The organism is Arthrobacter sp. M4, assembly GCF_020251205.1.
Classification (GTDB): Bacteria; Actinomycetota; Actinomycetes; order Actinomycetales; family Micrococcaceae; genus Arthrobacter.
In genome coordinates this window covers 100471-119161 of record NZ_JAIWYX010000004.1, presented here as the reverse complement: position 1 = coordinate 119161, position 18691 = coordinate 100471, and the positions used below count along the sequence as shown (strand labels likewise).

Here is an 18691-nt window from a genome sequence, read left to right as displayed (position 1 = left end):
TTCCTCCACCTTTCAGTGACTTGATCATTTATCCACTGGGGGAATGTGGCCAGCGGCTCGTGCACGGCCAATCCAAGCCCCTGCCGTGCTCCTGGAGATACCGAAAGTCTCCTCAACCGCCTTGGTTGGAGCGCTGTCAATCAGCTCACTTACGCGGTAAATCCTGCCCACCCATTCGAGGGTTTCTGCCGTTGGCCCCTCGTGTTTCAACCGGACCGCATCCTCGGTTGGAATCATCCCAAGCGCAGAAACCTGCGTTCCGGGAGCTATCGTGCTGCCGATGCTCTGCTGGATGCCCGTTTTCACGGCATCCCTGATGATGCTTTGGACGGCCACCTTACGCAGAGCCTCGCCGGTGACAGGCTCTCCGCCGGGCAAACGACTTACTGTCAGCGAATCAATTTCCACCCTCCCGCTTTCCGCCACGGATACCTCGGCGTCAACTCGATATCCCTTGTAGGGCTCGATAGTCGTTTTCGCCCGGCTCCAGATCGTTACTCCGGGGGCTATCTCGACTGAACCCTCAAACTGTTCCCACTGAACTTTCATGACCCCAATATTCCACGAGACAGTGATGGTCCGTCAAGAATGGTCGGTATGGCTTGACGAAAGGTGCCGATCGGTTATTTACTGGAACTCGTAACCCTTTGACGTAGGGTGCCGACACAAAAGGAGTCTTTGAAATGGCAGAACAGCAAGAGCCGCTCACGCTGACGCCGAGAGAGGCGGCCCCCATGGTCCCCATGGGCATCAACCAGTTCTATGCAGCCGTTCGGGAGGGTGTCATTCCCTCCCTTCGAATCGGCAACAGCATCCGGATTCCACGCAAGAGGTTCATTGCGTGGCTCAACGGAGAAGAGATCGACGGCACGCCATCAGACGCTGCGTAGACGGGGAGATCTCCCCGAGCAAAAGGAAAGGGAGCCAGCACCACCTGGCTCCCAGAAATCCAACCCGCACCAGATTGGAAGTAAAGATCATGACCACGATAGCACTCCACGATTCCGAGGCTGCCGAACCGGCAGAGGCACAGGATCCATACGCTGGCGTCCAGCGTCCCGTGTGGCAGTCCCTCTTTGTACTGATCTCGATGATCCGCCCGGACTGGCCTCTTGAGAAGATCGCAGAAGTGATCTTCAGGTATCGGCGGAGCCTCCCGTTCCCGGAGCTTTCAGCAGCTGCCGTCAGGGCTGCTCAGGACTCGAGTATCGAGACCATCATCGGTCTGCGCTTGGCCATTCTTGATGCGGCTGACAAGTGGCTTGAGGTGGCTGATAAGTGAACGCCATCCAGCAATTCACCTACGCCGGCCAGACAATCCGAACCGAGAACATCGACGGAGCCCCATGGTTCGTGGCCGCCGACGTCGCCGCTGTCCTCGGATACTCCGCCACCGCTGCACTCACAAGGCGCCTCGATGATGACGATAAGGGTGTGCGGGATCTGCACACCCCCGGAGGCCGGCAATCCATGGCTGTCATCTCCGAACCGGGCCTGTTCGCTGCGATTCTTGGCAGCCAGGTCCCGGGGGCTAAGGCGTTCAAACGCTGGGTCACGCACGAAGTCCTGCCCGAGATCCGGAACACCGGCTCCTACAGAGCGGACCAAGCGCATCAGTTGCCGCAGAGCTTCGCGGAGGCCCTGCGGCAGCTCGCGGACACCTGCGAGCAATTGGAGGCCGTAGCGCCCAAGGTTGAAGCCTACGACGCCCTGATCGACTCCGCAGGGCTCTACTCCATGCAGGCGGCCGCGAAGGCCCTCGGATGGGGCCCGAACATCCTATTCCGGGACCTACGGCGCCTGGGCATCCTGCAGAGCAACAACCTCCCGTACGCACGCTACATGGACCACTTTGACGTCAAGCTCGGCAGCTACACCAACCGCCGGGGTGAGACGGTCCCCACGACCACGACGATGGTGCGGCCGTCCGGGCTGGACTTCCTTCGCCGGAAGCTGGCCCGGAGCGAGGCATACATCGCGGCAGAGATCGCCAACTAACCACATAACTAAAGATTGGAGGTGCCTCACCTTGGGTGCTGGAAACGTGGCCCTTGCCTTCGCTCACTGGGCGTCCCTGGATGATCGCTCCTTTAGGGTGCTGTGCCGGATGGCGCTCGTATCCATGGACAACGGCAACCCTCCCAAGTACTTCGCCGGCCGCGACGACCTCGCCGCGGCACTTGGCAAGGAAGTGCCAGCAAAGCCCGACGACGCTGACTTGAGCCCCGAGGCTGAGGCTGCCCGGAAGGCAAGGGCGAGCGTCCACGAGATCGTCCGCAAGGCCGTCGCCCGCCTGGCCAGAGAGGGTGCCATCGTCTCGAGCGGCGATGCGAGGTTCAAGAACCGGGCCGAGTACTCCCTACATCTCGACAGGTCCGGCCAGCCCCAACAATCTGTTGCCCCAGTGGTCGAACCTGAACCAATCCAGCCCCAACAGATCGTTGCCCCTATGCCCCAACAAAGTGTTGCCCCATTGACCCAACAGATTGTTGGTACTGACCCAACAGATCGTTGCCCCCTAGGAGTAGAGGAAGAACCTCAGGAAGAACTCATAGGAATATCTCCGCCTCCGCCACTCGCTGCACCCACCAAGGCCAAGCAGATGGATGAGGACTTCAAGGCCTGGTACGAGGTGTACCCGAAGCACGTAAGCAGAGGAGCAGCCGTCACGGCTTACGCCAAAGCCCGAAAGAACGGCGCCACCTTAGAGGACCTCCTCGCAGGGGCTCGAGGCTACGCAGCTCACCGCAAAGGCCAAGACCCCAAGTACACCAAAGCCCCGGCCACATGGCTCAACCAGGAGTGCTGGACCGATGACCCCAACCACACGGGAGAGATCGACGTCGACGCCATCCTCGGCAAGGACTACTGGACCCCAGGCACACCACCCGAAGGACTCAGCGTCGCCGATGAGATCCAGTGGAAGAAGGACCAGCGGGCAAAGCGCAACGCCGAACGCCTCGAGCAAGCCAAAGCCAAGATTGCCGAGAAGCCCAGCCCATGGACCAAGGCGTACCACAGCACAAACAACGTCCCCGCCCAGTACGCCTGGGCCAACAGACCGGACGACGGCGTACCACGCTACCTACACGCCCCCGAGATTGAGGACAGAACCGCATGACCGACCACCCGAACTACACCATCCACAGCATCGACTTCATCAACGACCCCGAACCAGCAGGACTACCCGCCCAATGCCTCGGCATGGGCGTGCTCCGCATCAGCGAACAAGGCACCGGCCGCAGAGCAACCATCCTCGTGGAACACGACTACGCCGTCACCGCCCTCATTGCACGCCGCGACCTCGAAGGCCCCATCCCCCTCGCCGCCACAGCAGCCCGGTTCATGCGCACCGGATGGCCCGAAGAATGGGGCCCCGGACTCAACCCCACATGGCTCCCGATCTACCCCGCAGGCAGCCAAGCATGACCGCCTACATCCGCCCATCGCAGTGCGAGCAATGCGTCCCCATCGAAACTGTTGCCGCCGACTCATGGATGGCCTGGACAACAGAACTCGCCCACGAACCCACCTGCCCCAACAACCCCACCGGAGCAGCCAAATGACAACCCCGAATGCGCACGGTGCGCAAACACCACGCGCAGACATGCACGTTAGGCCTGATTGGACATCGTATTCGTACGGTACGAACCCTCCACACGTTTATGCGCACGTTGGGCCGGACGTCCATTCGAACCGTTCGGACGCCGGAAACGGTTTCGACGCGGCCCGCGTGCCCGCACATGTTGGGCCAAGCCCTGACCGAAACGAGGTGACCGGTCAAAAGCCAAAATCCGCACATACGCATGTTGGGCCGGAGCTGAACGGCAACACGGACACTCGCGGCCTCGTCCCTGCCGAGGAGCGGGAGCGACTTCGGCCGTTCGGCGACGAGGTGCGTGCCATGAGGAAGGCATTGAGCCTGTCCCAGGAGCAGCTTGGGAAGCTAGCTGGCATCGGCACCACGCACATATCCCGGTTGGAGCAGGCCCGGCGCCGGCCGTCCGTGGACGCCATCAAGGCCTTGGCGCGGATCCTGTCCCCAGCGAGCGAGACAGACGCTGTGGAGCGCCGCCTCGCGGCTCTGGCAGGCGACTCATTGCGGACCGGGGCAGCACGGAGAAAGCGCCAGACGGATAACAAACACCGCGTGGCAGCACTCCGTGAGATTGAGCGCACCAACCGGAAACTCAAGACTTTGAGGGCGAGCCGAAGCGGCGGGCGTGACCTCAGCGGGCTAGTGCAGGCTGAAGAAGCAATAGCTGCCCGGCTCAGGGCTGAAATAGTGGCGGAGGCGCCCGGAATCAGGGGAGTGGTGCCAGCAGATGAACAGGCACGCTCCAACCGCTTTGTGTTCGGACGCCCGAGGAGCCGGAGCCTCAAAGACCTCGAGGCTTGGCTGGATGGGCACAAGCACCTGATTGAAGCTGACATTGACGATGATGACGGTCAGGTGAGCTGATTGGGGAACAGTTCACAGGGCCAAAACCCGCGCCAATACTGGCCACTTCGCGGACGTGAACACAGGGTGATCACAAAAGACCAGTCCCAGCCCTGCGACGCCGGACCATCCCTTGACGATCTTGTGCGAGGTCCAGTGGCCGCGGCGGTCCTGCGGTCGCTCATGCGCGACCAGGAGCGGCAAATGCGCGAGAACGGCGCCGGCGTGCAGGTCTGGGCGCTGCCCGTGTTCCGTGCTTTGCAGGAGGCATCGGGGGCTGAGCTTGCGCCAGCGGCCGTGGCGTCCTTTATCGGACGCGTCCCGGCAAGGATGGGTGCAACCAGTTGGTTAGGTGTCATGGAAGCAGCGGCCCGGACCGGTCGCAGCGAGCGTCAAGTGCGGAGGCTTGCAGCGTCCGGCCGGGTCATTGCGAAGCGCATAGGCCACCGCAGCTGGTTAGTTGACATCGATTCATTGGAAAACGTCCTAAGGAACCAGGCAGCATGAGCACTGAAGACCTCCACCCTGACCGGATCATTGCCGACGCCAAACGGGAAGCGGCCGAGGCCGAGCAATTGGTCAGCGCGCTAGAGGAAAAAGTCCGCTCCGGCGACGACTCTGTCACGTTCGAGGAGGTGGAGCGGGCACGCGGGCTCCTTGGCTTTGTGCGGCTCCGGCAGGAAGCGGCAAAGCGCAAGGCAGAAGCTGCGCGTGAAGCGGCACGCATCGACGCCTGCGAGGCCCTGAACGCTGACATCACAGCCCAAGTGAAGGGCGATGGAGCGAAGTTCAGCAAGCAGCTGAAAACCGCTGTGGATGCTCTTCGGGAACTTTACGAAGCGGCCGAGGCACGCAACGAGAACGTGCGGGACTTCCGCCGCCGGGCCGAAAGCCTGGGTATCCCGGAGCAGAAGCACTCGGGAGGGGCAGCGCCTACGCATGGGGGAGTGAGGCTTGCAGCTAATGGGTATCCCGGATCAGCCGCCGGGGTGATCGTCGGTCGACGCAGGGTCGACGCCATTGACATCAACGTGTTTGTGAACCGCGCACTGAACATGCTTGCCCGTGAAAACAAGTACAAGCACCTCGAGTTCGTGGATGCCGGCGAGGACCTGTTCGGCGACCTGGCCGCGATTGACGCAGAGGCCCCTGAGAACTCTGCCAAGTACTTCTACCGCGGCCCCAACGGTGCTGTGACTGCGAAAGACGAGCCGTTCCCTGACGATGTGATCAAGCGGAACAACTTGAGGGTGATCACCGAGGCTGAGGCATACGCCGAATGAGCGCCGCCCAGGACGACGCCCAGTGCACCTCTGAGCAGCTCAAGACGATGAGCCCGGAGGAGATCGTCAAAGCCCAGCAGGAGGGGCGTCTAGACGCTGTCCTGGCCGGGCGTGAACCGAGGCCGAAATGAGCGGCAGCGAAGGCTTCGAAGCCTACCTTGACGGGATCGAGGAACGGGTAGATGCCGCCATCCCCGATGCCGCGTTCAAGGCCATGGAGCATTTGCGGGAGGTCGCCGTATCCCGTACACCACTGGAATCGGGGGACCTCCGGGCCGGGGCGTCGACGGTCAATGCCATCGACAAGAGTGGCGCTTCCGTGTACTACCCCGGACCGTACGCCCGCTACCAGGAGTACGAAATTCTGCGGCATGAAGTCGGTCAGCGCCTCTACCTGACGTCGGCCGTTGAGACCGAGACCCCCAAGGTCTTGGAAATCCTCGGCCAAGAGATCCATAAGGCAATGCAATAAGCCACCAGCTACTTAGCAAGGAAGCCTGAGACATGACCGGACCAACTACGACTGGCTCGATTGACGCCAAACTCACCCTTGATCGCTCTGATTTCAAGCGGGGCATGGATGAGGCGCGGGCGGAGGCCCGGGAGGTTGGTTCGCTGTCCCCCACGGTCAAGGTCGACGCGAATGTCGGACCCGCCCTCGCGAAACTTGAGGCCGTCGCGAAGGCCGAACGGAACCTCGAAAACTCCTACATGCGGTCCACGATCGCGCAGGAGAAACTGGACGCAGTCACGAAGAAGTACGGCGACGATTCCATCCAGGCGGCCTCGGCGCGACTGACCCTGAAACGTGCCGTTGATGCCGAATCGGACGCTGAAGCGAAACTCGCAGCAGCGAAGTCGAAGTCCACAGAGGAGCAGGATAAAAACACCGGGGCCGTGAACCGGGCGCATGAGGCGAACCGCCGGCACGTGTCTGGTCTGTCCGTCCTCATTGCTATGTCCCCCGCAATCTTGTCGGCAGCCGCGCCCATCGGCGCCGCCGCCATCGGTTTGGGTGCCGCTTTTGGTGTCATGGCCGGGGCTGGGGTGGCTGCAGTGGTGGGCATCAAGAAGGAAATGGAATCCGGGTCCGATGTCGGGAACCAGTACGCCGCGCAGCTTGGCTCGTTGAAGGCCAACATGCTGCAACTTTCCCAGACCTCGGCCGCTGGTATGCTCACCGCCTTCACGCAGTCTGTGGATGGCATCAATGACCGGATGCCGTTCCTCAACAGGATGATCGGGGACTCGTCATCCCTGCTGGGCAACATGGGCGGCACGGCACTCCGCGGGGTCCTGTCCGGGCTGGAGAAAATGAACCCGCTCCTGCAGCAGGGCGGTGTGGAACTGGGCAAGTTCGTGACTTGGCTGTTTTCCTTCACCAACAGCGATGGCTTCTCCCAGTTCATCGTCTACGCCCAGCAGAACCTCCCAAGTGTCATGCGGCTCATCGAGAATCTCGTGACCTTGGGCGGCAACATCCTGGCAGCCTTCGCGCCCCTGGGCCCGGTGGTGATCACGGTCCTCAGCGGCATCGCGGACGGGCTGAACAGCCTTCCGCTTCCCGTCCTCGCCGGCCTGCTCACAACGGCAACTGCGCTGGGTCCAGCGATGAACATCGCCTTCAACACCACGATGGCGCGGACCATCATCACTGTTGCCGAGGCCATCGGCTTCACTGGCGTCATGGCGAACCTCGCTGTCCCGGTAGTTGGGGTCCTGACGGCCGCAATCGCAGGGCTGGGCGTCATGGCCGCCACCTCGGCAGTGTCCACAGACCAGGGCACAGCGTCCCTCGTTTCGTATGGTGACGCGGTGGAGCGGGACAATGGCCTGATCGGTGAGAACGTCCGCCTACAGGCAGCGCATGCGGCGACGACGAAGGAAATGCGGGAGGCCGCCGCGTCGCTGGGCCTGTCCACACAGACCGTGACGAAAGCCATCCTTGGAAACAAGGACGCGATTGACACCGTGAACGAGGTCATGGCTGAAGCGATCGACCGCCGCGCCGAGTTCCGCCGCGGCGACGAGAACCTCACGGACACGTCGCTTCGCCTGACCCATGCAAAGGAGACCCTCACCAACGGGATCCGCTCGAACTCGGACTCCATCCAGGACAACCTGGAAGCGCACAAAGAGCTGACCACGATCAAGCAGGATACGGCCCGGGCAACGGACGCTGAGTCGCTCGCCCTGATGCTCAACGCCAACACGTATGGCACGTCCGTCAGCATGTACGGGCAGGCCGCTGCCGCGATGGATAAGGCAAAAGAGTCCACCGAGGCGCAAACCCTCGCCATGCAGTTGCAGAACAACGCTGCAGGCCTCCTCAAAGAGGCTTGGGAGGTGCTGAACGGCACTGGCCTATCGCTGGAGCAGGCTCAAACCCGCTCCGCAGCAGCGACGAACAGCGTCACGAAGTCGTTCCAGACCAACGGGCTGGCGATCCAGGGCACCACCGAGGCCGCTGTCGCGAACCAGCAGGCCCTGCAGAACAAAGCCACCGCGGACCAGGCCGCGGCGGAGGCTGTCGCGAAGGCCACCGGGTCCACGGAGAAGGGCACCGCCGCGTACGGGGCGTCCAAGGCAGCGCTTGAAGAATCGATGAGATCCCAGGGTCTCCTCACCGAGGAGGTCCAGAACTACATCAACAAGCTGTACGACGTGGACAAGCTGAAGGTGAAACCCACGAAACTGGACATTGACAAGGCCGAGGCCGAGTTGAAGCTGCAGGGCTTCCAGAACGCGATCAACTCCCTCACCGGTAAGACCGTGACGATCTACACGCAGGAACGGATCAGTACCGTCCGTGACTCCGGGGACACCGGCACGGCGAACGCGATGAACACCGCGAACCAGTACGCCACCGGCAACGCCTACCGCTCCGAGGGAGGGGAGATTCCCCAGTACAGGGCGGATGGCGGTCCAATCAATTATCTGGCCGCCGGTGGGTCGCCCTTCATTCCACGAGGGACGGACGTCGTGCCGGCGATGCTCACGCCCAAGGAGTTCGTAATCAAGCGGGCTTCGGCGGAATCCATCGGACTACCGGCACTGGACTACATGAACAGGACCGGGCAGCTTCCGCCCCAACAACAGCCCGTCATCAATCTCACCGCCATCGTGACGAACCCCTTCACTGGCGAGGAGGTCCAGGCGGTTGTCCGGTCAGTCGCATACGACCAAGCTGAGTCGGCCATCTTCCGGGCGAACCAGGACGCGCAGCGGAGGCCGTCGCGATGAATCCCGATTTGTGCTCACCCTGTGCTCACTGTCCCAAAGTTCCCAGTAATACCAAGCCATTCAACCGGATCGGCTGATACCGAATCAGCTAGCCTTCGAAACCATCAAGCCCATCCATAGAGGGAAGACAGCATGCCACGCACCCGGCGCGAACGATGAAGCGCTGGCGCTGGCGCTCGAGGCGTGGGAATCCGCCCTGGTCGATGCCAGCCTCGTTTGATCAGCTGGGCGGCTGTATGCGCAGCCCAGCTTTCATGACAAAGTAGTTTGGACTTGGGAAGACCCATGCGCAGCTCAGGTGATATCATCCGGAACATACACATGACGCAAGACGTTGCAAGCATATGACAATCTCGGGGGGCACCGTTGCATATGGACAAAATCCTGAAGGAGGCGAGGATGAGCAACAAGAATCGAGCAACCTTGCTCTTTTGCATGCCCAGCTTCGTCTCAGGAGCGGCGCAGGTGTTCGACCTAACGGGTGATGGCGTTTGCATCTATAACGTCAGTTCGACGCCAGAGGCCGCTGACGAGCGAGCAACATTCCAAGATTGGGCTGCAGTCGGTGATGACCTGGTAGCGGCCTACGGCGCCGCTGCACTGTGAGTGACCGGGCCTCCGCACCTGAGGCGGAAGCAGATAACTCCGAGCCTGCTGACGCTGAAGTCGCGGCGGTTGATCCCGATGAAGATGCCCTCATAGACCAAGTCTTTGAGGGCATCCCTCTCGACGAAGACAATAGGGAAACCGTAATACAGCGATTGGAACTTCTCAAAGGCCAGTTTTCAAGCCCGGTACCTCCCCCCTTCATCATGCGAGAGCATGGTGAAGTACTCCCGAGTGCACCCGAACGTATTCTGGCGATGGCAGAACGACAGGCCGCACACCGCCAGAGCCTCGAGCAGAGGGTTACTAAGGGCGCGGACATTAGAGCGTACGTAGGTCAAGGGTGCGCTCTCCTGGTCGCCTTGACGTTCGGTTACTTTTCCTACGATTTGATTCGCGGCGGAGCCGAAGTCGCCGGTGCATTTCTAGGTACCGTGGACCTCGTCGGGTTGGTGAGCGTGTTTTTGGTAGGCCGCAGGAGGCAGAGCAGAGAGGCCCAGCGGAAACCTGAGGCGCCGAGCCGAGTACACCAAGACGACCCGGAAGACTAGTCAGGGACCTGCCCTTCGCTTTCGGGGCCCGCACTGGGCTATTGACAGACTTCCTAGGGAAATCTCATCCTCCACATAGCCGCTGGCTGGCCTCTTGTAAGCTTTTGAGACCCCAAGCAGTTCACGTATAGCTCCATGTCGCCCAGCGTAGGCCCCAGAAAGCCGGTAAGTACACCGGGGATTCCTGCGTTTCCAGCGGCGATCCACTGGGTTCGGCATGGTTCAATGAGGGCCATGACTCAAACAACAGGTTCAAAGAAGACCAAGACTCCTGGAGACGCCCTGATCGGCTTCGGAATCATCGTCACCATCCTTGGGCTAATCCTTGCATTCATGACAGCGCCGACAGGCGCAAGCATCGCCCTGACCATTTCGCTGAGTCTGGGTGGCTTGCTATTGGTGGTCATCGGATACCTGAAGCGCATCGTCGTCGCCTTGGAATCTCGCCGCTGAATCCCTTCTGGCAGGGTACTGGCGCAGCGATGGAGACCCTTTGGACCCATCGCAAACCCCTTCTGATCCGCCTAACAACGGCCCTCGGGTGTTTTGCGGACAGTGGCGAGGTCCGATTAGCCTAGTGCTCCATTCATTCGTTTGGATGGTGTGGCCTTGTAGCTCAGAGGGATAGAGCGGGCTTTTGCCGAAGGGTTCCTTGGAATTCCCTTGAAATCATTTGAGAATCTGCTGGAAGAATGCCCCGGCATAGCCACCAAGTAGGCTAATTATCGCTGCCCCGACCCATGACTGCCACCTGACCTTGGCTGCTCTGGAATCGGCATAGAGCTCTGCTTCTGACAGCTTGGTCACGATGGGTGCGCGACGAAGTCGCTCCCAAAGAGTGGCTGGTCTTGTCATGGCTAGGAATGTATCGACAACGTCACGGAAAACCATCGTTGCCGAGTTGTTGTGGACCTCCGTGCCGGAGACAAAGACATAGCCTCCAGTCGCACGAAACAGCGAGAGGTCTGTATTTGCTTTGCTGAGATGCATCCATATTGTCACGTGATGCCCAGGGCGACCCAAAGCCTCGAGCCTCAACTCGTGAAGGTTCCGCTGGGGGTACTCGAGTAAATCCTCGACAGACGTGAACATCTTTCCGTGAACCCATGCAATCACATTTGCTTGAATACTTCCGGTTTGGGTTCCTTCTCGAAATGCTGCAGCTTCCGCTTCGGTTGGTACCACGAAGCGCTCAAGAGTCGCCCAAAATGTTCGTAGGCTTTCGACATCAGGAAAGACCAGTGGCCAACGGCGAGCAGATTCATACCTGATCGATCCCTGCGACATTGCACCATTCGATTCGCCCCGGCCAAGGTTGTCCCACGCATATTCTGGGCCTATCCACCATTTACGCGATTCACGCCAAAACCCCACTCGGGACCCCCTGTAGATAACCTGAGCACTACTTCGATTCGCTGAGAATCACTCTAAAGCCGTTGTCAGGGTGATAAGTCCAGGATGCCGAGATCTTGTCCCATGATGCCCTCTGCATGCCGTCCAGAGCCCGTGTCGAGTCCATCTGGGACACGACGCTGTCGGGGACGTTGACGGCCTTCAGGATGCAGGCGATGTCTGACATCGGCAGGCCACCTCCGTACTTGGGCTTGCCCTTTAACGTGATCGAATAACCCCCATCACCCAGCGGGGCGTAATCGGGATCCGTGACATTGCAGGAGTCTCTGGCCTTCGTGATCAACGGCTGGGTTGGTGTTGGTGTTGGTGTTGGCGAAGGAATTGCGGTTCCGGCGTTGAATGCGCAGCCGGCCAGACAAAGTGAAATTGCCGCCGCAGCGGCTGCCCCCATTATTGATTTCATGAGCAGATCGTACGACCACCGGGCGACAAATCAATAGATGTTAGAAACGCCACTAGGGAAGATTGGGGAGTCTTCTGGGGCTTTGACTAGGGAGATTTGGGGCGGCTCGCCGGGACGATTAGGGACTTTCAGTCAATGGTCTAATGGGCGTTTACTGTGTGGCCATGACAAGCAAAGAATGGCAAATTCAAAAGGACCTGCGAGTGAAGGAAGTCGCTGAGATCCTGTCCATTAGCCCGGAAACGGTCCGAGTGCTCGCCCGCCAGGGCAAGTTCCCGAATGCGTACAAGACAGGCACCGGGAAGGTCAACTCACCGACCCGCATCCCACTGGCTGATGTGGAGCGTTTCCGGAAGCTACAGATGAGGGTATGCAGGTGATCACTCCGTGAGCACATACGCCCGAGCACAAGCGGGTGTGCGAGGTGATGAGCAGGACGTCGAACCCCCGAATTTCACCTAGATTCCGGGCGGAAGGTTATGGGCAGTTCCTGCCGGTCACGACGGTCAAATCACTGTAAATCAGCTGGCACTGCCTACGGGGGTTCGAATCCCTCATCTGCCACCAAGGAAAACCCCGTCTGAACTGCGGAAACGCAGATCGGGCGGGGTTTTTTTCATGTGCTTCCACAAAGAAACTTTGAGCCGCGGACGCGCCATGCCGTTTGACTGGGCGTCCTCCCTCGGCCAGGAAGGATGCCCAGGCTCAGACTGTCGAGGGGCTTCGAAGTTCGTACCCGTCCAGGCGATGAACCAGGCGACGGCCGAGCCCGCCCCGTAGCTGGACCCACAGTGTTGTCCTGTCCAGGGTCATGCCGTCCAATGTTCCCTCAATGACACTCCCGCGGTTGTCCTCAAGGAAAACCTCGTGGTTGACGGGCAACTCAGGCCACGCGGTGACGTCGATGGTGCTGCTGCTCATGGGAACTCCTTCTCCCCGGCGATCCGCCACGCTCGTCACGGCGGCGAATCGGAAATGGATGGCCGATAATTTCAGCCATTCTGCATGTGCAGTGTTAACCGCGGGTAAACCGGTATCCCCAAATTGATGCACGTCGCGACCGCGCTGACCCAGCCGGTGTAGACCGGCCATGTTACCGGTGGGTAACATGGCCAAATGCACTTGCTTGTCCGCACCCTAGTGACGCTATTTGCGTCTGCACGCCGTACCCGGCTCTCGATCTGGGACATATCGTCGCTCCCCATGCGGGTCCTTCCGACGGACATTGACATCGCCTTGCATGTCAACAATGGAATGTATTTTTCACTGATGGACCTCGGACGCTTCGACCTGCTGGCACGTAGCGGTGTGTGGAAAGCGATGCGGCTCCGCGGATGGACCCCTGTCGCCTCCGGGGAAACGATCAGCTTCCGGAAATCGCTACAGTTGTGGCAGCGCTACACCATCGAAACCCGGATCATTGGCCTGGACCAGAAGGCCATCTATTTCGAGCAACGGATGGTGGCCGACGGCGAAATCTTCGCCCGTGCGTACATCGCCACCCGATTGCTCAGCAGGGGACGGCCGGTAACCCAGGAAGAGGTCATTGCGGCCTTTGGTGAACCTCCAGCGGAACTGGAGCTCCCTGCATGGATCCACGAATGGCGCGAGTCGACGGCACTCCCCGGCACGGGGAAACCAGCACCGCACGCCTGGGCCTGAACGGTTGACTGGAGCCCCAGGGGAGGCGACCGTCGCCCACCCCTAATTGCCGACGTCGCGGTTTCTTAGCGCGACCACCGCGGCCAGTACCAGGCAGGCCGAAATAGCAGGAAGCCCCCAAGCCGCTGAAATCTCGACGCCGTTGAGCAGCGGCGAGTTGCCGTACGCCCAGTGGTAGGGCGAGAGATTCAGCAACCACTCGGTGCTGTTGCTCTGTTTGCCCAGGGCATTAAACAGGTAGCCAAGTACGGCGATGCCCGCGCCGGCGCCCAGCGCATAGGCTTTGCGTCCGGTCAAGGCACCCACCAACAGTGCGGTGGTCCCGCTCAATAGGGCGAGTCCCGCAAACAGTGCCATAGTTCCGGCCAGCTTGCCTGCGTCGATTTGCAACTGGGACGGCCCGTTCAGTGCCATAACCAGGACAAAGACAAGAATCGACAGGACAAGGATCCGCAGGGCGATGCCAAGAGCCCGTTCGAAGACCACCTGTGCGCGTGTCACGCCGTGTGCAAGGGTGAGCTCGAGCTGGCCGGCTTCCTCATCGCCAGCCACGGCTGCTGCGCCCCAGGCAACCGTTGCGATGGTCATCAGCAGGTATCCGTACAGGCCAAAGACTGTGGCCTGGACGTACCCGGGGCCGGTGGCGATCTGTTCGTAGTTCAGCGCTTTGGTCATCTCGGCGGGGAGGGCGTTGATCATCTGCTGCATCTGCGTACCGCCGCCGATCGACGGGTAGAGCGGGAGGTACAGCAGGATCGCTCCACAGAGGCCCGCCGCCCAACCCAGGGTGGAGCGCCAGGAATCGGTCATAGATTTGCTTAGCAGGGGCATGGGACTAGACATGGCTGCGGACCTTCCTTATGGACCGTCGTGCCGGAGTATTGATGATGGTTGTTTCGACGGGAACTGCTTCGTACAGGGTGAGGACGGATTCTTCGAGGTCGGCTTCCTCGATCACGAGTTCCACGAGGTCCAGCCGCGCGAGGGCCCGCACCAGTGACCCGACGCCGGCGCCTTCAAGTTTCGCCGACACCTCCACAGCGAACCCGGGACCGAGGGGTTGGGCCGGGGAAATCTCCTGGAATGACACGTCCCTGATTCCGGGCACCATCGAGAGCGCCGCGTGCACATCGGAGGGGGATTCTGCAGCAGTGAAGCGCACAGTGCGGACGGCCGACTCCCGCAGGGCATCCACCGTGGACACGGTGACGATATTTCCATCCCGGAGGATGGCCACTTCGTCGGCGGCCTGCTGGATTTCACTGAGCATGTGCGAACTCAGGAACACGGTGGTCCCCGCTGCCTGTGCCTCCCGGACCATGGCCAGGAACTCCTGCTGGACCAAGGGATCAAGGCCGCTCGTGGGTTCGTCCAGGACCAACAATTCCGGTTCATGCATGAAGGCCTGGATCAGTCCGAGCTTTTGCTTATTGCCTTTGGACAGCTTGCGTGCGTGGCGTCCCAGGTCCAGGTCGAGGCGTTCGGCGAGTTCCTCGATGCGACCAGGCCGGACGGGTCCGCTAATGGCTGCGTAGTGTTCGAGCATCCTGCGGCCTGTTACCCGGCCTTCAAGGAATAGCTCGCCGGGCAGGTAGCCGATCCGTCGGCGAAGGGCAGGACCGGCCGTCCTTGGATCGCGGCCGAGCACCCGGATGGAGCCACCGCTCGGCCGGATGATGTCCAAAAGGCACCGCATTGTGGTGGTTTTGCCGGCTCCGTTTGGACCGATGACGCCAAATACGCTTCCGGCCGGAACGGAAAAATCGATGCCGTGCAGCACTTCCCGGCGTCCGAAAGACTTCCGCAGTCCCCGGACATCGACTACCGCAAGGTCCGATTCGATTGATGTGACTTCCGTGCTCATGGGGAAATTCCCCCTCCGTTTTACTGTTGCTCAGTTTCTGTGAAAGCTGACTTTGCGGCGTCAAGGTGGCTGGTGTCCTTGAAGAAGCCATGGGTATAGATGTCCATGGTGGGAATAGTGAGCCGCGTAAGCATGTCCGGGCCGAGGACGCTGGTTCCCAGCGCCCGGGCTATATGGCGGCCCAGCACCAGGATGGCCAGGCTGTTGCTGGCCATAACGACGGCGGCAGTATCGACGTCCTCGAAGTCCCGGACGGTTCCTGCCGCGATACCGGCCTCGATCATGTCCCGGGTCTGGGCGACCACAGCGTCGTAGAAGTTGTCGCCAGCCTCGGACTGGTCCCGCAGGGACTCCCGGATGTACGCGATCTCGTCGGCGTACTGGTCCGGATTGGCGAGGTAGTCGCGGATCTGCGCTCCCACGCGGGATGGGTCGGCCTTCTCGATGCTGCGTTCCGCCGAGTCGGCAATGACGAATTCGTCGCAGGCGAGGCGAAGGCCTTCCTTGCTGCCGAAATGGTGGATGACCAAGCCAGGACTGACGCCGGCCTCGCCCGCCACCATACGAACTGTGGTGCGTGCAAAACCCATTCGGCCAAACAGGCCGATGGCGGTGTCCCGAATTCGGGCCCGGGCGCTGAGGTCGTCAGCGGATGCTGAACGCATGTTTAATATGCTAAACACTTGTTCAGGCTTTGTGAATACCTCGGGAGGGCCAGTGTGATTCCGGGGTTTCGCGTTTTATTCCCGTTGACGCGGGTAGCGAACATCGGGGATTCCGGGGCGACTTCCGTGGGCTGCTCGCGTACCGTGGAATCATGGCTACAGTTGACATCACTGGAGAACAGTTCGCAGCGACCGTTGAGGGCAACGACATTGTCCTGGTCGACTTTTGGGCCGCCTGGTGCGGGCCCTGCCGGCAGTTCGCGCCCGTCTATGACGCCGCGTCGGACAAACACCAGGACGTCTTCTTCGCCAAGGTGGACACCGAGGCAGAACAGCAGCTCGCCGCAGAGGCCGGCATCTCCTCGATCCCCACGCTGATGGCATTCCGGGAAAAGGTCCTGGTTTTCGCCCAACCCGGTGCTCTGAGCGGCCCGCAGCTTGAGCAGGTCATCGAGGCGGTCAAGGGCCTGGACATGGAAGAAGTCCACGCCCACGTCGCCAAGCAGCGCGCCCAGAACAACTAATCTTCCAAGTACACGATCGGGCGGGAGCCGCAGCGTCTGCGGCTCCCGCCCGATTATTTGCGCAGGCCAGCTTAGACGTATTCCAGCTTCACCGGCTCCGCGAGCAGCGCGCTCAGGGATTCGTTGAGGTCCTGCACGGCCACGCCCTTGGAGTGCTTGTCGAGGTCCTCCTGGGACGCCCAGCGCTCTGTCAGCACCAGCTTGTCCTCGGTGGCTTCCGTCAGTTCGTAGCGGATGCAGCCGGGTTCTTTGGCAACCTCGTCGATGGCGATTTCCAGGGCAAGCTTCACACGGAAGAACTCGCCCTCGTTGGGGATAAATGTGGCAATGAGGTCGATGGGTGCAGTCATGCTGTTCAGGATACCGGCCGCGTCAGTAGCCACGGTGATCCTGGATAGTCATCCGAGGCCCGAACGTGGGTTTGCGAAAGCCGCTCAGATACATCATCCTCACCACGCGCTGACGGTGCCCACGCCACGGTTCGAGGAGCTTCAGCATTCCGGCGTCGTCCGTTTTGCGGCCAGTCAGTGCGTAACCGACGTAGCTGGCCAGGTGGTAGTCGCCCACTGCGATTGAATCCGGGCAGCCGTGCGTCCTTTGAACCACTTCCGCGGCCGTCCAGATCCCTATTCCGGGGATCGTTTGCATCTTGGTTCCGGCCTCGGCCGCCGGCAACAGGGCGAGGCGTTCAAGGGCCGACGCCGAGCGCAGCGCCCGCATGACGGTAGCCGAACGTTGGGGTCCCACACCGGCTTTGTGCCACTCCCAGGAAGGAACACTGAGCCAACGCTCCGGCGTGGGTGCGACCAGCAGGCCGTCAGGCATGGCACCGCGCGGCCCGGGCGCCGCTGTGCCGTAGCGGTACATCAAGTAGCGGTAGCCCCTGCGGGCCTCGATGGTGGTGACCTTTTGCTCCAGGATGGTGGGCACCAGCGAGTCGACCACCCGCCCGGTGGAGGGCAGCCGCACATCAGGGTTCCGGCGTCGGGCCTCTGATACAAAGCGCGGGAGGGTGGCCTGGAAAGCCGGATCGTCGAAGGCCGACCAGTCGTCGTCGCGGCCCAACAGCCGGGGAACGGATTCGACGGCGGTCCCGGCCCCGGGGCCCCAGGCTTGGGCGTCCACGACGGCGTCGATCCCCTCGCCGGACTGTTGCAGGCGAACGGTTGCCGGACCTTCGGGCGTGGAAAAAGCCGTCCAAAAGCTGCCCGGCAGAACCGCGAAGGAGGGGTCGCCGTTGCCGCGCATTAATGTACCCAGGGTGGCAAGAAGCGGAATCCGTCCGCCGGAGTGCCACCTCAACGAGGCGTCCGCCGCGGCAGCCAGGCCCGGGGGAGCTTCAACGATGGTCACCTCATAATCGTTGCACGTCCCACTGACGGAATCTGAAATCCCTCCCCCTGGCGGCCTTATGTCCCTGTGCCGCCCGGATTAGACTCCCATGTGTGGCGCGGGCCACCGCGCCTTCTTCCGTGACCAAGGACAGGTGCAAATGGGCGGCATAGTGCATTTTGAAATACCGGCGGATGACCAGGAGCGGGCCAGGGGCTTCTACCAGCAGGCTTTCGGCTGGAACATCAATCCGATCCCGGAGATGGATTACAGCGCGGTGACCACCACTCCCGCGGACGAGAAGACGGGAGCGCCCCTGCAACCTGGGGCCATCAACGGGGGCATGATGGCCAGGAGCGGCGAGCTGACCACTCCCATCATCACTGTGGACGTTGAAGACATCAACGCTGCATTGGGCGCCATCGGCGAGCTTGGCGGCTCAACGGTCCAGGAGAGGGGAGCGGTCCCGGGCATGGGGTACTTCGCGTACTTCAAGGACACTGAGGGCAACATCCTTGGCCTGTGGCAGACCGATCCAAGTGCTGGCGCTGAAACCGGTGCAAGCCAGGAAGCCACCAGCGAGGGAGCCGCGGCCAACGACATGGGCGCGTAACACAGGAGAGGCAAACGCAATCCCAAATCAGGCGATGTGCCGCCGGTTCTTCGGTAATCAGCGGCACATCGCCGCATGATGTTCGCAACGA

Annotated in this window: 29 protein-coding genes; 20 read left to right on the top strand and 9 right to left on the bottom strand. The window is 61.3% G+C overall.

Annotated elements, in window-relative coordinates; genetic code table 11:
• Window positions 1-24: 24 nt before the first annotated feature.
• Window positions 25-549, bottom strand: a complete 525-nt coding sequence (locus LD110_RS09025) for a hypothetical protein (protein ID WP_225498469.1) — start codon at window positions 547-549, stop codon at window positions 25-27.
• A gap of 134 nt (window positions 550-683) precedes the next feature.
• On the opposite strand from LD110_RS09025, the gene LD110_RS09020 reads away from it, so the two are divergent.
• The 15 genes from LD110_RS09020 (at window position 684) to LD110_RS08955 (ending at window position 10577) form a co-directional block, all read left to right on the top strand.
• Entirely contained in the window at window positions 684-890 is a 207-nt protein-coding gene (locus LD110_RS09020) for a helix-turn-helix domain-containing protein (protein WP_225498468.1), read from the top strand.
• Between the two features lie 89 nt (window positions 891-979).
• On the top strand, window positions 980-1282 hold the full coding sequence (locus LD110_RS09015; protein ID WP_225498467.1) for a hypothetical protein: 303 nt from the start codon (window positions 980-982) through the stop codon (window positions 1280-1282).
• Window positions 1279-1998 carry a phage antirepressor KilAC domain-containing protein gene (locus LD110_RS23865; RefSeq protein ID WP_225498465.1) on the top strand — a complete coding sequence of 240 codons (720 nt, stop codon included), beginning with the start codon at window positions 1279-1281 and terminating at the stop codon, window positions 1996-1998. The genes LD110_RS09015 and LD110_RS23865 overlap by 4 nt, the downstream gene beginning before the upstream one ends.
• Before the next feature lie 31 nt (window positions 1999-2029).
• The gene (locus LD110_RS09005; protein WP_225498464.1) at window positions 2030-3121 is read left to right on the top strand and encodes a hypothetical protein; all 1092 of its coding nucleotides are present in this window, start codon (window positions 2030-2032) and stop codon (window positions 3119-3121) included.
• Window positions 3118-3429, top strand: a complete 312-nt coding sequence (locus LD110_RS09000) for a hypothetical protein (protein ID WP_225498462.1) — start codon at window positions 3118-3120, stop codon at window positions 3427-3429. The genes LD110_RS09005 and LD110_RS09000 overlap by 4 nt, the downstream gene beginning before the upstream one ends.
• Window positions 3426-3566 carry a hypothetical protein gene (locus LD110_RS08995; protein ID WP_225498460.1) on the top strand — a complete coding sequence of 47 codons (141 nt, stop codon included), beginning with the start codon at window positions 3426-3428 and terminating at the stop codon, window positions 3564-3566. Before LD110_RS09000 ends, LD110_RS08995 begins: the two co-directional genes overlap by 4 nt.
• Window positions 3563-4462, top strand: coding sequence for a helix-turn-helix transcriptional regulator (locus LD110_RS08990; protein WP_308012422.1), 900 nt, complete (start codon window positions 3563-3565; stop codon window positions 4460-4462). The genes LD110_RS08995 and LD110_RS08990 overlap by 4 nt, the downstream gene beginning before the upstream one ends.
• A gap of 66 nt (window positions 4463-4528) precedes the next feature.
• Complete coding sequence (locus LD110_RS08985; protein ID WP_225498458.1) at window positions 4529-4948, top strand: helix-turn-helix domain-containing protein; 420 nt, start codon at window positions 4529-4531, stop codon at window positions 4946-4948.
• The gene (locus tag LD110_RS08980) at window positions 4945-5724 is read left to right on the top strand and encodes a hypothetical protein (protein ID WP_225498456.1); all 780 of its coding nucleotides are present in this window, start codon (window positions 4945-4947) and stop codon (window positions 5722-5724) included. Before LD110_RS08985 ends, LD110_RS08980 begins: the two co-directional genes overlap by 4 nt.
• Window positions 5721-5855 (top strand): hypothetical protein, encoded by a 135-nt coding sequence (locus tag LD110_RS23605; RefSeq protein WP_263855068.1) that lies wholly within the window; start codon window positions 5721-5723, stop codon window positions 5853-5855. Before LD110_RS08980 ends, LD110_RS23605 begins: the two co-directional genes overlap by 4 nt.
• The gene (locus tag LD110_RS08975; protein WP_225498454.1) at window positions 5852-6196 is read left to right on the top strand and encodes an HK97 gp10 family phage protein; all 345 of its coding nucleotides are present in this window, start codon (window positions 5852-5854) and stop codon (window positions 6194-6196) included. Before LD110_RS23605 ends, LD110_RS08975 begins: the two co-directional genes overlap by 4 nt.
• Before the next feature lie 32 nt (window positions 6197-6228).
• Window positions 6229-8967: a hypothetical protein gene (locus tag LD110_RS08970; RefSeq protein WP_225498452.1), complete on the top strand. Its 2739-nt coding sequence runs from the start codon at window positions 6229-6231 to the stop codon at window positions 8965-8967.
• Between the two features lie 399 nt (window positions 8968-9366).
• Window positions 9367-9573, top strand: a complete 207-nt coding sequence (locus LD110_RS08965) for a hypothetical protein (protein WP_225498450.1) — start codon at window positions 9367-9369, stop codon at window positions 9571-9573.
• A complete protein-coding gene (locus LD110_RS24045; RefSeq protein ID WP_374200320.1) occupies window positions 9570-10124 on the top strand; it encodes a DUF2335 domain-containing protein in 555 nt (184 codons plus the stop codon). The genes LD110_RS08965 and LD110_RS24045 overlap by 4 nt, the downstream gene beginning before the upstream one ends.
• Window positions 10125-10358: 234 nt before the next feature.
• Window positions 10359-10577, top strand: coding sequence for a hypothetical protein (locus tag LD110_RS08955; RefSeq protein WP_225498448.1), 219 nt, complete (start codon window positions 10359-10361; stop codon window positions 10575-10577).
• 216 nt (window positions 10578-10793) lie between these two features.
• Here LD110_RS08955 and LD110_RS08950 read toward each other — a convergent pair whose 3' ends face one another.
• Both LD110_RS08950 and LD110_RS08945 read right to left on the bottom strand, forming a co-directional pair.
• A complete protein-coding gene (locus LD110_RS08950; RefSeq protein ID WP_225498446.1) occupies window positions 10794-11411 on the bottom strand; it encodes a hypothetical protein in 618 nt (205 codons plus the stop codon).
• Window positions 11412-11526: 115 nt separating this feature from the next.
• Window positions 11527-11703 (bottom strand): hypothetical protein, encoded by a 177-nt coding sequence (locus LD110_RS08945; RefSeq protein ID WP_225498444.1) that lies wholly within the window; start codon window positions 11701-11703, stop codon window positions 11527-11529.
• Window positions 11704-11785: 82 nt separating this feature from the next.
• Here LD110_RS08945 and LD110_RS08940 point away from each other — a divergent pair, with 82 nt between their 5' ends.
• Window positions 11786-11977, top strand: coding sequence for a hypothetical protein (locus tag LD110_RS08940; protein WP_225498441.1), 192 nt, complete (start codon window positions 11786-11788; stop codon window positions 11975-11977).
• 127 nt (window positions 11978-12104) lie between these two features.
• Window positions 12105-12320 (top strand): helix-turn-helix domain-containing protein, encoded by a 216-nt coding sequence (locus tag LD110_RS08935; protein WP_225498439.1) that lies wholly within the window; start codon window positions 12105-12107, stop codon window positions 12318-12320.
• Window positions 12321-12645: 325 nt separating this feature from the next.
• Here LD110_RS08935 and LD110_RS08930 read toward each other — a convergent pair whose 3' ends face one another.
• A complete protein-coding gene (locus tag LD110_RS08930) occupies window positions 12646-12861 on the bottom strand; it encodes a hypothetical protein (RefSeq protein ID WP_225498438.1) in 216 nt (71 codons plus the stop codon).
• A 195-nt stretch (window positions 12862-13056) separates the two neighbouring features.
• On the opposite strand from LD110_RS08930, the gene LD110_RS08925 reads away from it, so the two are divergent.
• Window positions 13057-13602 carry a thioesterase family protein gene (locus LD110_RS08925; RefSeq protein ID WP_225498436.1) on the top strand — a complete coding sequence of 182 codons (546 nt, stop codon included), beginning with the start codon at window positions 13057-13059 and terminating at the stop codon, window positions 13600-13602.
• Between the two features lie 42 nt (window positions 13603-13644).
• Here LD110_RS08925 and LD110_RS08920 read toward each other — a convergent pair whose 3' ends face one another.
• From LD110_RS08920 to LD110_RS08910, 3 genes are read right to left on the bottom strand one after another with little or no spacing between them, the layout of a single operon-like run.
• The gene (locus tag LD110_RS08920; protein ID WP_225498434.1) at window positions 13645-14445 is read right to left on the bottom strand and encodes an ABC transporter permease subunit; all 801 of its coding nucleotides are present in this window, start codon (window positions 14443-14445) and stop codon (window positions 13645-13647) included.
• Window positions 14438-15466 carry an ABC transporter ATP-binding protein gene (locus LD110_RS08915; protein WP_225498426.1) on the bottom strand — a complete coding sequence of 343 codons (1029 nt, stop codon included), beginning with the start codon at window positions 15464-15466 and terminating at the stop codon, window positions 14438-14440. The genes LD110_RS08920 and LD110_RS08915 overlap by 8 nt, the downstream gene beginning before the upstream one ends.
• A gap of 20 nt (window positions 15467-15486) precedes the next feature.
• Window positions 15487-16131, bottom strand: coding sequence for a TetR/AcrR family transcriptional regulator (locus LD110_RS08910; protein WP_225498424.1), 645 nt, complete (start codon window positions 16129-16131; stop codon window positions 15487-15489).
• A 152-nt stretch (window positions 16132-16283) separates the two neighbouring features.
• Here LD110_RS08910 and LD110_RS08905 point away from each other — a divergent pair, with 152 nt between their 5' ends.
• Complete coding sequence (locus LD110_RS08905) at window positions 16284-16655, top strand: co-chaperone YbbN (RefSeq protein WP_225498422.1); 372 nt, start codon at window positions 16284-16286, stop codon at window positions 16653-16655.
• Between the two features lie 71 nt (window positions 16656-16726).
• Here the strand turns inward: LD110_RS08905 and LD110_RS08900 are convergent, their stop codons facing one another.
• Complete coding sequence (locus LD110_RS08900; protein ID WP_225498415.1) at window positions 16727-17005, bottom strand: putative quinol monooxygenase; 279 nt, start codon at window positions 17003-17005, stop codon at window positions 16727-16729.
• Window positions 17006-17027: 22 nt separating this feature from the next.
• Entirely contained in the window at window positions 17028-18008 is a 981-nt protein-coding gene (locus LD110_RS08895) for a DNA-3-methyladenine glycosylase (protein ID WP_225498399.1), read from the bottom strand.
• A 139-nt stretch (window positions 18009-18147) separates the two neighbouring features.
• Here LD110_RS08895 and LD110_RS08890 point away from each other — a divergent pair, with 139 nt between their 5' ends.
• Window positions 18148-18600 (top strand): VOC family protein, encoded by a 453-nt coding sequence (locus LD110_RS08890; protein ID WP_225498397.1) that lies wholly within the window; start codon window positions 18148-18150, stop codon window positions 18598-18600.
• The last annotated feature ends 91 nt before the right edge of the window (window positions 18601-18691 follow it).